Here is a 12,142-nt window from a genome sequence, read left to right as displayed (position 1 = left end):
GGTTCGGCGATAAGGCAAAACGGGCACCCGAAGGTGCCCGTTTTGCATTGGATGGCACGCGATCTAGGCGGGCCGTTGCGTATCGTTATCGTGCCCGCCGAACCACGACGGCACGAGCGCGAGCGCATCGTCGAGCGATGCGAGCACGTGCAGGCTCAGCGCGACGATTTCGGGCGTCGGTGCTTTCAGATCGGGCACGGTGACGACCGAGGCGCCCGCGCCGGCGGCCGACTGCGCACCGAAGTCGCTGTCCTCGAACGCGACGCATGCGTGTGCCGGCACGCCGAGGCGTTCGGCCGCGAGCCGGTAGACGGCCGGGTCGGGCTTGCCGCGCGCGACTTCGTCGCCGCCCGCGATCGCGCGGAAGAACGGCAGCACGCCGACCGCGTCGAGCCGCGCGCGGATCACGTCGCGCGCGGACGACGACGCGACCGCGCACGGAATGCCGGCTTGCGCGAGCGCGTCGAGCAGCGCGAACGCGCCGGGCTTCAGCGGAAACTTCGGATGCGGTTCGGGCGCGGCGAGCTGCTCCCGCACGCGGGTGCGCACCGCGTCGAACGTATCGGGGTTGCCGATCAGCCGTGCCAGGATCACCTGGCCCTCGGCGAACGAGCGGCCGACGATCTGCAGGTAGTCGGTGGTGGTCAGCGTGAAGCCGTGCGCATTCGACACGTCGATCCACGTATTCATGATGGTCCGCTCGGAATCGACGAGCAGGCCGTCCATGTCGAAGAGCGCGGCGGAAAAGGTCATCGGCGGCATTCGGGAGGCGGGGCAGGCAATGGGCGGCGCAACGGCCGCCCGAATGAAAAACGGACGCCGATGGCGTCCGTCCGGAACAGCGGGCTTACTGGCCGAGCGCGGCGCGGGCAGCCTTGACCGCCGCACGCACCTGGTCGGGTGCGGTGCCGCCCGGGTGATTGCGGCTGGCGACCGAACCCTCGAGCGTCAGGTAGCCGAACACGTCTTCGCCGATCAGGTGCGCGACGTTCGGCAGATCCTGCTTCATCTCGTCGAGCGTCAGGTCGGCCAGGTCGATGCCACGGTCGTCGCAGATCTTCACTGCGTGCGCGACGGCTTCGTGCGCATCGCGGAACGGCAGGCCGCGCTTCACCAGGTAGTCGGCGAGGTCGGTGGCGGTCGAGAAGCCCTGCAGTGCGGCCGCGCGCATCGCGTCCGGCTTCACGGTGATGCCGGCCACCATCTCGGCGAAGATCCGCAGCGTGTCGGCGACGGTGTCGACCGTGTCGAACAGCGGTTCCTTGTCTTCCTGGTTGTCCTTGTTGTACGCGAGCGGCTGGCCTTTCATCAGCGTCAGCAACGCCATCAGGTGGCCGTTCACGCGGCCCGTCTTGCCGCGCGCGAGCTCGGGCACGTCCGGGTTCTTCTTCTGCGGCATGATCGAGCTGCCGGTGCAGAAGCGGTCGGCGATGTCGATGAAGCCGACGCGCGGGCTCATCCACAGCACGAGTTCTTCGGAGAAGCGCGACACGTGCGTCATCACGAGTGCCGATGCAGCCGTGAATTCGATCGCGAAGTCGCGATCGGACACCGCGTCGAGCGAGTTCGCGCAGATACCGTCGAAGCCGAGCGTCTTCGCGACCGCGTGGCGGTCGATCGGGTAGCTCGTGCCCGCGAGCGCGGCCGCGCCGAGCGGCAGGCGGTTCACGCGGGTGCGGCAGTCGCGCATGCGTTCCGCGTCGCGCGAGAACATCTCGACGTACGCGAGCAGGTGGTGGCCGAACGTGACGGGTTGGGCGACCTGCAGGTGCGTGAAGCCCGGCATGATCGTGTCGGCGTTCTGTTCCGCGAGGTCGAGCAGCGCGCCGCGCAGGTCGTTCAGCAGGCCGCCGATGCGGTCGATCTCGCCGCGCAGCCACAGGCGGATGTCGGTTGCGACCTGGTCGTTGCGCGAGCGGCCCGTGTGCAGGCGCTTGCCGGCATCGCCGATCAGCGCGGTCAGGCGCGCCTCGATGTTCAGGTGGACGTCTTCGAGGTCGAGCTGCCATTCGAATTCGCCGCGCTCGATTTCACCCTTGATCTGCGCCATCCCGCGTTCGATCGCGGCCAGGTCGTCGGCGCTGATGATCTTCTGCGCGGCGAGCATGTTCGCGTGCGCGAGCGAGCCGGCGATGTCGACGAGCGCGAGACGCTTGTCGAAAAATACCGACGACGTGTAGCGCTTGACCAGCTCCGACATCGGTTCCGAGAAGCGGGCCGACCAGGCCTCGCCCTTTTTGTGCAGTTGGGACGTCATGGCGATTCTTCGAAGGGGATGTTGGGCGGCGTGCGCCGCCGAGGGAATCCCGCGATTCTAACATTCGCGGGCCTGCCCGCCGCGGCGCGCAGCCGTTCGCGGCGGGCCGCCGGCCGTGGCCGGCGCGGGCCGGCCCGTTCAGTCGCGCACGAGCACGACCAGCTTCAGGTCTTCGCGGTGCGCGGGCTTCAGCGTGATCTGCTGGTACACGAGGCGGCCGTCGGCCGGATGGTCGAATTCGCGCAGGCCGCCTTCGCGCTCGAACACGTCCTGCGATGCCCAGTACTGCGCGAACGCATCGCTGCCGGCGGTCAGAGCGTCGATCAGCGCGCGCGTGGGCGCGTCGGTCAGGTGGCGGATCGAATCGGCGCGGAATTCGGCCGCGAGCCGCCGCGCGCGGGTTTCCCAGTCGACGATCAGCGTGCGCGCGGCCGGCGACATGAACGTGAAGCGCAACAGGTTGCGGTCGTGCTCGCCGTCGAGCCAGCCGGAAAAGAGCGCGGCGGCCGGTGCGTTCCATGCGAGTGCGTTCCATTGCCGGTCGAGCACGTACGCGGGCGTCGCGATTGCCGCGACGGTCGCGGCGAGTGTCGGGGGCAGGTCGCCGCCGGCGACGTCGGGCTCGGCCGGGTCGCGCTGCGCGGCCAGCTCGAACAGGTACGCGCGCTCGGCCTTCGACAGTTGCAGCGCGACGGCGATCCGCGCGAGCGCGTCGGCCGACGCGGAGACGGGGCGGCCCTGTTCGATCCACGTGTACCAGGTGGGGCTGACGCCGCAGAGCTGAGCGACTTCCTCGCGCCGCAGCCCCGGCGTGCGGCGGCGCGGGCCGGGCGGCAGACCGACGGCCTGCGGCGACAGCCGCTCGCGGTGGGCGCGGATGAATTCGCCGAGCGCACGGGCGGGCGTGGCGTCGAGCGGCGGGACGGATGCGGAGGACGGCTGGTTCATGCGGAAACGACGAAGTGGAAGCGGGGACGCGGCAACGATCAGACAGGTGTATCGAATACCAGAATAACTGCTTAACTTGTACTGGTACAAGCGCAGGCCTATTGTAGCGGCTCAAGCGCTGGCAGGGGAGCGGGTGTCCTGAAAGATGCGTTGCAGGGGGCCGGAACAAGGGCCGGGGCGACTGTCGCACCGGTTCGGCTGGACAAGGCGAGGGATCGCAGTAAGTGCTGAAGCGCCAACTGCGGTCGATCGCGCAGGGCATGGGATTGCGGCAAGCGCTGAAGTGCGAACGGCAGTCGACTGCGCAAGGCATGGGATCGCAGTAAGCGCTGAAGCGCCAACTGCGGTCGACCGCGCAAGGCATGGGACCGCAGCGAGCGCTAAAGCGCCAACTGCGGTCGACCGCACAGGGCATGGGACCGCAGCAAGCGCTGAAGCGCCAACTGCGGTCGATCGCGCAAGGCATGGGATCGCAGTAAGCGCTAAAGCGCCAACTGCGGTCGACCGCACAAGGCATGGGACCGCAGTAAGCGCTAAAGCGCTAACTGCGGTCGACACACAAAGGAGCGAACGATGAAACACCACGACCAGGTCGCCGACGCATTCGGCACCACAGCCGCCGCCTATCTGACGAGCACGGTCCACGCGACGGGCGCCGATCTGCAGACGCTCGCCGACGCGGTACGCGCGACGCCCGATGCCGCGGTGCTCGATCTCGGCTGCGGCGCCGGCCACGCGAGCTTCGCGGTCGCGCCGCACGTGCGCGACGTGGTCGCATACGATCTCGCCGCGCAGATGCTCGCGACCGTCGACGCCGCCGCGCGCGAGCGCGGGCTCGCGAACATCCGTACGCAGCAGGGTCCGGCCGAGAAACTGCCGTTCGATACGGCGACGTTCGACTGGGTCGTGAGCCGGATGAGCGCGCACCACTGGCACGACATGCGCGCGGCGCTCGCCGAAGTACGTCGCGTGCTGAAACCGGGCGGCCGCGTGCTGATGATCGACATCGCCGGCAACGACCATCCGCTCCTCGATACGTACCTGCAGGCCGCAGAAGTGCTGCGCGACGCGTCGCACGTGCGCGACTACCGCGCGGACGAATGGCTCGCGATGTTCCGCGAGGCCGGCTTCGACGCGCACGTGCACAGCCGCTGGCGGCTGCCGATCGATTTCGATACGTGGGTCGCGCGCATCCGCACGCCGGCCGACAGCGTCACGGGCATTCGCGCGCTGTGGGCGCATGCGCCCGACGAGGTGCGTGGCTACTATGCGGTGCAGCCCGACGGTTCGTTCGAGCACGACGCGCTGCTGATCGACGCGCACTGAGCTTGCGGTGCGCCGTCGCTGTTTCGTCGACGCATGCACGCATGAAAAAAGCCGCGATACGCACACCGTGTGCACGGTGGCGTATCGCGGCTTTCACGACGCCGGCCGGCGCGGCATCACGCCGCGCCGCATGCGGATCAGCCCGTGTTGCGCAGGCCGGCTGCGATCCCGTTGATCGTCAGGTGAATCCCGCGGCGCAGCCGCGCGTTCGTGTCACCCGCGCGGTGGCGCTTGATCAGCTCGACCTGCAGGTGGTTCAGCGGATCGAGATACGGGAAGCGGTTCTTGATCGAGCGCGCGAGCAGCGGGTTGGTCGCGAGGCGGCCTTCCTGCCCGGTGATTTCCGCCAGCGCCTGCGACGTGCGCTCCCATTCCGCGACGATCCGCTCGAACACGTGCTTGCGCAGCTTGCGGTCGGCGACCAGTTGCGCGTAGCGCGACGCGACCGCGAGGTCGGTCTTCGCGAGCACCATGTCCATGTTCGACAGCAGGTTCGAGAAGAACGGCCAGGTCTTGTTCATCTTCTTCAGCAGCGCGACACGCTTCGTGCGTTCGGTGTCGTCCTGCGCGCCGTCGAGATACGCGCTCACCGCGCTGCCGAAGCCGTACCAGCCGGTCAGCAGCAGCCGGCACTGGCCCCACGAGAAGCCCCACGGAATCGCGCGCAGATCCTCGATCTTGCGCTGCTTCGGATCCTGCAGCTTGCGCGAGGCCGGGCGGCTGCCGATGTTCAGCTCGGCGATCTCGGTGATCGGCGTCGACGAGAAGAAATAGTCGGTGAAGCCCGGGGTTTCATAGACGAGCGCGCGGTACGCGGCCATCGCCGAATCGGACAGCGTCTGCATTGCGGCCTCGAACGCCGGCAGCTGCGCGGGCGCGTTGTTCTGCGGCAGGAGCGTCGCCTCGAGCGTCGCGGCGACGACCGTCTCGAGGTTCCGGCGGCCGATCTCCGGGTTCGCGAACTTGCTCGCGATCACCTCGCCCTGCTCGGTCAGGCGGATCTGGCCGTTCACGGTGCCCGGCGGCTGCGACAGGATCGCCTGGTAGGTCGGGCCGCCGCCGCGGCCGACCGTGCCGCCGCGGCCATGGAACAGCCGCAGCGTGATCTTGCGGTCGCGGAACAGGTCGACGAGCGCGAGTTCCGCACGGTACAGCTCCCAGTTCGACGTGAGGAAGCCGCCGTCCTTGTTGCTGTCCGAATAGCCGAGCATCACTTCCTGCTCGGCGCCCTGGTGCGCAATCAGCGCATCGACGCCCGGCAGTGCGAAGTATTCGCGCATGATGCGCGATGCGTCGCGCAGGTCGGGGATCGTCTCGAACAGCGGGATCACCATCAGGCTGTTCCGCACATTGCCGCCGGGCACGCCGAGCGTGCCTTCGAGCAGGCCCGTTTCCTTCTGGAGCAGCAGCACCTCGACGAGGTCGCTGACGGTTTCCGTATGCGAAATGATGTAGTTGCGCACCGCGCGTGCGCCGAATTGAGCGCGCACGTCGCGCGCCTTCTCGAACACGCCGAGCTCGCTCTGGGCGAGCGCCGAGTATTCGATGTACGGCGAGCGCAGCGGACGCGGATCGGCGAGCGCGGCGAGCAGCACGCGCAGCTTGTCTTCCTCGGCGAGCGCCGCGTAGTCGGCCTCGACGCCTGCGCGCGCGAACAGTTCGGCGACCACGGCTTCGTGGATGTCGGAGCTCTGGCGCAGGTCGATGCTCGCGAGATGGAAGCCGAACACTTCGGCCGCGCGCACGAGCGGCGCGAGGCGCGGCGCGGCGAGCGACGTGCCGTGATGTTCGTCGAGCGACGCGGTCAGCACCTTCAGGTCGGCGACGAACGCTTCGGAATCCGCATACGGCACCGCGCGCACGGGCGGCGCGCCGCGGCCCGCGCTGCGCACGGGCACCGTGCCTTCGCCGAGGCGCACGCGTGCGCTTGCGGCGAGCCGCGTGTAGATGCCGATCAGCGCGCGACGATACGGCTCGTCGACGCGGTGCGGCGACTGGTCGGGGGAAGCTGCCGCGAGCGCCTTCACGGCGTCGTTCGCGCCGACGAGCAGGTTCGACACCGACAGTTCGGCGCCGAGCTTGTGCACCTGTTCCAGATAGTGCTCGAGGATCACCGCAGCCTGGCGGTTGATCGCTTCGTCGAGCGTGGGCGCGGTCACGTTCGGGTTGCCGTCGCGGTCGCCGCCGATCCAGCTGCCCATCTGGAAGAACGCGGGGACGCGCGCGGACAGGCCGTGCTCGGCGAGCGCGGCCTCGATGTCGCCGTACAGCGCGGGCAGTTCTTCGAGGAAGGTCGCGCGGTAGTACGACAGCGCATTCTCGATTTCGTCGCCGACCGTCAGGCGCGCGTCGCGCAGCATGCGCGTCTGCCACAGCGTGGTGACGCGTGCGCGCAGCATCGATTCGTTGTACTGGCGCTCACGGCCGGTCAGCTCCTGGTCGCGCTCGGCGAGCAGGCGCGCGATGTCGTGCTGCGCGTCGAGGATGCTCTTGCGCTGCACTTCGGTCGGGTGCGCGGTCAGCACCGGCACGATCAGCGCATCGTCGAAGAAGCGCTGCAGCAGGCGCTTCGACGCATTGCCGGTCGTTTTCAGTTGTTCGAGTGCGTACGCGACCGTGCCAGGCTGAGACGCGGAGCCGGCCAGTGCGTGGATGCGGCGCCGGCGGTTGTGGTGGCGGTCTTCCGCGATGTTCGCGAGATGCGAGAAATAGCTGAACGCGCGCACGACGCTCACCGTCTGCTCCGGCGTCAGTTTGCGCAGCTTCTTCTCGAGCGTCTGCGCGGCTTCGCTGTCGTCCTCGCGGCGGAACTTGACCGCGGTCTGGCGGATCGTCTCGACGACGTCGAACACGGTGTCGCCTTCCTGCTCGCGCACGACGTCGCCGAGCAGGCGGCCGAGAAAGCGGATGTCGTCGAACAGCGGGCCGTCCTTGTCGTCGCGCGTGCGGGTGCCGGACTTCGTCGCACCGGCCGTGCGGGCCGCGGTGCGGGCGGCCGGGCCGGCGGCCTTCGTCGTGCGTTTGGTCTGACGTATCGGGTCTTTCGGTTTCGTTGCCGTTTTCGCACGGCCGTTCGCGGCGGTGGCGACGGTGTCCGTCGAGGCGTCGGAGGAGGACAGGGCAGCATTGCGGCGCGCCGTACGCGCCGATCCGGAAGACTTCACGATGGGTTTCCTTGGGAAAGCTCGAGTCAAAAGGAACTGCGGGAACTGCGAAACTGCGGTCAAGCAACCAGCTACGTGCGGCACATCCGCACATCGGCGCCGCGACCCGCTCGGCGGCAGGCCGGGCGCAGGCTCCGGGCCCGGGCGGGCGGGGGCGTGCGTGCTACCATTGTTCGATCTTCAATCCCGTCCTTCGATGTTCCAGCAATGAATTCCGAGACCCCTGCGGCCGGGCCGCAACAGGCACAGCCGCCCGCGACGTTGACGATTGCTTCGCGCGAGAGCCGCCTGGCGATGTGGCAAGCCGAACATGTGCGTGATGCGCTGCGCAAATTATATCCAGCTTGTGACGTGAAAATCCTCGGGATGACGACGCGCGGCGACCAGATTCTCGATCGCACGCTGTCGAAGGTCGGCGGCAAGGGCCTGTTCGTGAAGGAACTGGAGGCCGCGCTGGCCGACGGCCGCGCCGATCTCGCCGTGCATTCGCTGAAGGACGTGCCGATGGCGCTGCCGGAAGGCTTCTCGCTTGCCGCGATCATGGAGCGCGAAGACCCGCGCGATGCATTCGTGTCGAACGACTACGCGTCGCTCGACGCGCTGCCGGCCGGCGCCGTGGTCGGCACGTCGAGCCTGCGCCGCGAGGCGATGCTGCGCTCGCGCTACCCGCATCTGAACGTGCTGCCGCTGCGCGGCAACCTCGACACGCGCCTGTCGAAGCTCGATCGCGGCGATTACGCGGCGATCATCCTCGCGGCCGCCGGCCTGAAGCGCCTCGGCCTCGAAGCGCGGATCCGCGCGCTGCTCGACGTCGAGGCGAGCCCGCCCGCCGCGGGCCAGGGCGCGCTCGGCATCGAGATCGCCTCGCACCGCGACGACGTCGCCGCATGGCTCGCACCGCTGCACGACTCGCAGACCGCACTCGCGGTCGAGGCCGAGCGGATGGTGTCGCGCGCACTCGGCGGCAGCTGCGAGGTGCCGCTCGCCGCGCACGCGGTGTGGCGCGCGGGCGAACTGTACCTGACGGGCCGCGTGTCGACGACCGACGGCAAGCGCGTGCTGACGGCCGAAGAATGCGGGGCCGTCATGACCGTCGCCGATGCGCTCGCGCTCGGCCGCGCCGTGTCCGACGAACTCGAGGCGCAAGGCGCGCTCGAGATCGTCCAGGCGCTGCTCGCGGGCTCGCAGGCCGCCGGCAAGGGCGACGCCTGATGGCGGGCGGCGCGCGCGCGTTCACCGCTGTCCTGACGCGCCCGGACGGCCAGTCCGGCGCGCTTGCGTCGCAACTGGCCGAGGCCGGCTGCGACGTGCTCGAATTCCCGTTGATCGACATTGCGCCCGTCGACGATCCGGCGCCGCTCGACGCAGCCTTCGCGGCGCTTGCCGATTACGCACTGGTGATTTTCGTGTCGCCGAACGCGATCGACCGCGCGCTCGCGCAGTACGGCGCGATCTGGCCGAACGCGCTGCCGGTCGGCGTGGTCGGGCCCGGCAGTGTCGCGGCGCTCGAGCGTCACGGCATCGCGGCCCCCGCGCATCGCGTGATCGCGCCGCAGGCGCCGGCCGACGGAGGCGTACCCCATTACGATTCCGAAAGCCTGTTCGCGAGCATCGAGGCCGCGTTCGGCGGCGCGCAGGCGCTGGCGGGCAAGCGCGTGTTGATCGTACGCGGCGACGGCGGGCGCGAATGGCTCGCCGACCGCCTCCGCGAGGCCGGCGCGGACGTCACGCTCGTCGCCGCATACCGGCGCGTCGTGCCGGAGCCGCGCGTCGGCGCGTGGGAGCGCGTGCACGCGCTGCTCGACGGCGAACCGCATGCGTGGCTCGTCACGAGCTCGGAAGGTGTGCGCAACCTGCACGAACTCGCGCGGGCGCACCTGAACGATGCCGAGATCGACGCGCTGAAGCATGCGCCGCTCGTCACGCCGCATCCGCGGATCGAGCAGACCGCGCGCGCATTGGGTTTTGATAGGATTACGCTGACCGGCGCGGGCGATGAGCGCATCGTCCGCGCGTTTCGAACGATGGCCGACGAGGCCGTCCAACCGGCGACAGCCGCACCGGTGACTAAACGCATGACAGATACCAACGATTCCAAAAGCGTCGCTTCCCAGCCGGCCGCGGCCTCCGCACCGCCGTCCCGTCCCGCCTATATGGCGTCCGAACCGCCCGCGCGCCGTGGCGGCAGCGCGGTGCTGTGGTTCGTCGTCGTCGTGCTCGGCTGCGCGGCGGGCGTCGGCGGCTACGCGCTGAACCGCAAGATCGACCGGCTCGACGGCACGTTCGTCACGCGCCAGAAGGCGCTCGACGCGCAGACAGCCGAAACGCGGATGAAGACCGAGCAGGCGCTGGCGAGCACGCACCAGGTCGACACGCAGCTCGCGCAGCTCGACGGCAAGCTCGCCGACGCGCAGAGCGCGCAGCAGGCGTTGCAGCAGCAATACCAGGACCTGTCGCGCAACCGCGATGCGTGGATGCTCGAGGAAGTCGACCAGATGCTGTCTAGCGCGAGCCAGCAGCTTCAGCTGACCGGCAACACGCAGCTCGCGCTGATCGCGCTGCAGAACGCCGACGCGCGCCTCGCGACCTCGCAGAGCGCGCAGGCCGTCACTGTGCGCAAGGCGCTCGCGCTGGACATCGAGAAGCTGAAGGCCGCACCGGCGGCCGATCTCACGGGCCTCGCGATCAAGCTCGACGATGCGATCGCGAAGATCGACGCGCTGCCGCTGTCCGGCGAGGCGATCGTCCCGCACGAAGTACCGAAGGCCGCGCCGGCCGATGCCGCGTCGTCGGCCGTGGCCGGCGAGCCGCGCTGGAAGGTGTGGTGGCACGACTTCTCGGCCGGTCTCGGCCAGCAGTTGAAGGGGCTCGTGCAGGTGCGCCGGATCGACAACGCGGACGCGATGCTCGCGTCACCCGACCAGGGCTACTTCGTGCGCGAGAACGTGAAGCTGCGCCTGCTGACCGCGCGCCTGTCGCTGCTCGCGCGCAACGACAGCGCGATGAAGGCCGACCTGCACGCCGCTCAGGCGTCGCTCGGGAAGTATTTCGACCAGGCATCGAAGGACACGCAGACCGTCGAGGATCTGCTCAAGCAGGTTGACGGCGCGTCGCTGACGGTCGCGGTGCCGAACCTGAACACGAGCCTGAACGCCGTTCAGCAGTTCAAGAGCCGGGGGTAACGATGACGCTTCGAGGAATCGTCTGGCTCGCGGTCCTGTTCGCGATCGCCGCTGCGCTCGCCACCGTTGGCCGTTTCGACGCGGGACAGGTGCTGCTCGTCTATCCGCCGTACCGGATCGACGTGTCGCTGAACCTGTTCGTGATCGCCATCGTCGTGCTGTTCATCGTCGTGTATGCGCTGCTGCGCATCGTGCGCAACATCTGGCGCATGCCGCAGCGGGTGGCCGCGTATCGCGCGCGTTCGCGCAACGAGAAGGCGCAGGCATCGCTGCGCGACGCGATCGCGAACCTGTACGCGGGCCGCTTCTCGCGCGCGGAGAAGGCCGCGCGTGAAGCGCTGTCGGTCGACGCGAACCAGGGTGCGGCGAGTCTCGTCGCGGCGACTGCCGCGCACCGGATGCACGAGTACACGCGTCGCGACGACTGGCTGTCGAAGGTCGACGCGCCCGAATGGCAGGACGCGCGGCTGCTCGCCGCTGCCGACATGCGCGCGGACGCGCGCGATGCCGACGGCGCGCTCGCCGCGCTGGCCGACCTGCAGGCGGGCGGCAAGCGTATCCATGCGCAGCAGGTCGCACTGCGCGCGCAGCAGCAGTTGAAGAACTGGGCCGAGGTGCTGAAGCTTGCGAAGGCGCTCGAGAAGCGCGAGGCGCTGCATCCGGCAGCCGCCGTGCGGCTGCGCCAGCAGGCTGCGGAAAACCTGCTGCGCGAACGCCGGCACGACCCGGATGCGCTGCTCGAGGTGTGGCAGTCGCTGTCGGCGGTCGAGCGCCAGTCGCCGCGTCTCGCCGATCTCGCGGCCGATCTCCTCGTTCCGCTCGAGCGTCGCAACGAAGCGCGCCGCATCGTCGAGGACGCGCTTGCGCACAACTGGGATGCCCGCCTGCTGCGCCGTTACCCGGATACGGCCGGCGCCGATGCGCTGCCGCTGATCCAGAAGGCGGAAGGGTGGAAGAAGGATCACCCGGAGGACGCCGACCTGCTGTTCGCGCTCGGCCGGCTGTGCCAGCAGCAGCAACTGTGGGGCAAGGCGCAGTCGTTCCTCGAATCGGCGCTGAAGCTCGCCGACAACGAGGCGCTGAAGGTGCGTGCGCATCGTGCGCTCGCGCGCCTGTTCGAGCATCTCGGCGAAACCGACAAGGCCGCAAAGCACTACCGCGAAAGCGCGCTTGCGATCACCGTGGTCTGACGCGGGCGGCGTGGCTGCCTGCTGCAGGCGGCTCGCGCAATCCGCGCAAAAAAGCCCCGAATGCCGGAAGGCCGT

General features: G+C 69.2%; 8 protein-coding genes. 4 read left to right on the top strand and 4 right to left on the bottom strand.

The features are described 5' to 3' along the window. Nucleotides 1-63 precede the first annotated feature (63 nt). The 3 genes from HAV18_RS24845 to HAV18_RS24835 form a co-directional block, all read right to left on the bottom strand. Entirely contained in the window at nt 64-753 is a 690-nt protein-coding gene (locus HAV18_RS24845; RefSeq protein ID WP_166961092.1) for an HAD family phosphatase, read from the bottom strand. Between the two features lie 94 nt (nt 754-847). Then, nucleotides 848-2,257, bottom strand: coding sequence for an argininosuccinate lyase (gene argH, locus HAV18_RS24840; protein ID WP_122946021.1), 1,410 nt, complete (start codon nt 2,255-2,257; stop codon nt 848-850). 138 nt (nt 2,258-2,395) lie between these two features. After that, nucleotides 2,396-3,205, bottom strand: a complete 810-nt coding sequence (locus HAV18_RS24835; protein ID WP_166961089.1) for a helix-turn-helix transcriptional regulator — start codon at nt 3,203-3,205, stop codon at nt 2,396-2,398. 573 nt (nt 3,206-3,778) lie between these two features. Here HAV18_RS24835 and HAV18_RS24830 point away from each other — a divergent pair. Continuing rightward, nucleotides 3,779-4,531: a class I SAM-dependent methyltransferase gene (locus HAV18_RS24830; RefSeq protein WP_166961086.1), complete on the top strand. Its 753-nt coding sequence runs from the start codon at nt 3,779-3,781 to the stop codon at nt 4,529-4,531. 137 nt (nt 4,532-4,668) lie between these two features. Here HAV18_RS24830 and ppc read toward each other — a convergent pair whose 3' ends face one another. Beyond that, complete coding sequence (ppc, locus tag HAV18_RS24825) at nt 4,669-7,695, bottom strand: phosphoenolpyruvate carboxylase (protein WP_166961083.1); 3,027 nt, start codon at nt 7,693-7,695, stop codon at nt 4,669-4,671. 207 nt (nt 7,696-7,902) lie between these two features. Here ppc and hemC point away from each other — a divergent pair, with 207 nt between their 5' ends. Genes hemC through HAV18_RS24810 form a run of 3 tightly spaced genes read left to right on the top strand, consistent with a single transcriptional unit; the run spans nt 7,903 to nt 12,067 of the window. Continuing rightward, complete coding sequence (gene hemC / locus HAV18_RS24820) at nt 7,903-8,907, top strand: hydroxymethylbilane synthase (RefSeq protein WP_166961080.1); 1,005 nt, start codon at nt 7,903-7,905, stop codon at nt 8,905-8,907. Continuing rightward, complete coding sequence (gene hemDX / locus HAV18_RS24815) at nt 8,907-10,877, top strand: fused uroporphyrinogen-III synthase HemD/membrane protein HemX (RefSeq protein ID WP_166961077.1); 1,971 nt, start codon at nt 8,907-8,909, stop codon at nt 10,875-10,877. Before hemC ends, hemDX begins: the two co-directional genes overlap by 1 nt. A gap of 2 nt (nt 10,878-10,879) precedes the next feature. Next, nucleotides 10,880-12,067 (top strand): heme biosynthesis protein HemY, encoded by a 1,188-nt coding sequence (locus tag HAV18_RS24810; RefSeq protein WP_166961074.1) that lies wholly within the window; start codon nt 10,880-10,882, stop codon nt 12,065-12,067. The last annotated feature ends 75 nt before the right edge of the window (nt 12,068-12,142 follow it).

It is taken from the genome of Burkholderia sp. D-99 (assembly GCF_011605345.1).
Taxonomy (GTDB): domain Bacteria; phylum Pseudomonadota; class Gammaproteobacteria; order Burkholderiales; family Burkholderiaceae; genus Burkholderia.
The sequence above is the reverse complement of the archived record's forward strand: the minus strand, read 5'-3'. Positions and strand labels throughout refer to the sequence as shown.

Coding starts and splice junctions, on each gene's coding strand:
- HAV18_RS24845 (WP_166961092.1), bottom strand. CDS start 753: ATGACCTTTTCCGCCGCGCTCTTCGACATGGACGGCCTGCTCGTCGAT.
- hemC (WP_166961080.1), top strand. CDS start 7,903: ATGAATTCCGAGACCCCTGCGGCCGGGCCGCAACAGGCACAGCCGCCC.
- HAV18_RS24810 (WP_166961074.1), top strand. CDS start 10,880: ATGACGCTTCGAGGAATCGTCTGGCTCGCGGTCCTGTTCGCGATCGCC.
- HAV18_RS24830 (WP_166961086.1), top strand. CDS start 3,779: ATGAAACACCACGACCAGGTCGCCGACGCATTCGGCACCACAGCCGCC.
- hemDX (WP_166961077.1), top strand. CDS start 8,907: ATGGCGGGCGGCGCGCGCGCGTTCACCGCTGTCCTGACGCGCCCGGAC.
- argH (WP_122946021.1), bottom strand. CDS start 2,257: ATGACGTCCCAACTGCACAAAAAGGGCGAGGCCTGGTCGGCCCGCTTC.
- HAV18_RS24835 (WP_166961089.1), bottom strand. CDS start 3,205: ATGAACCAGCCGTCCTCCGCATCCGTCCCGCCGCTCGACGCCACGCCC.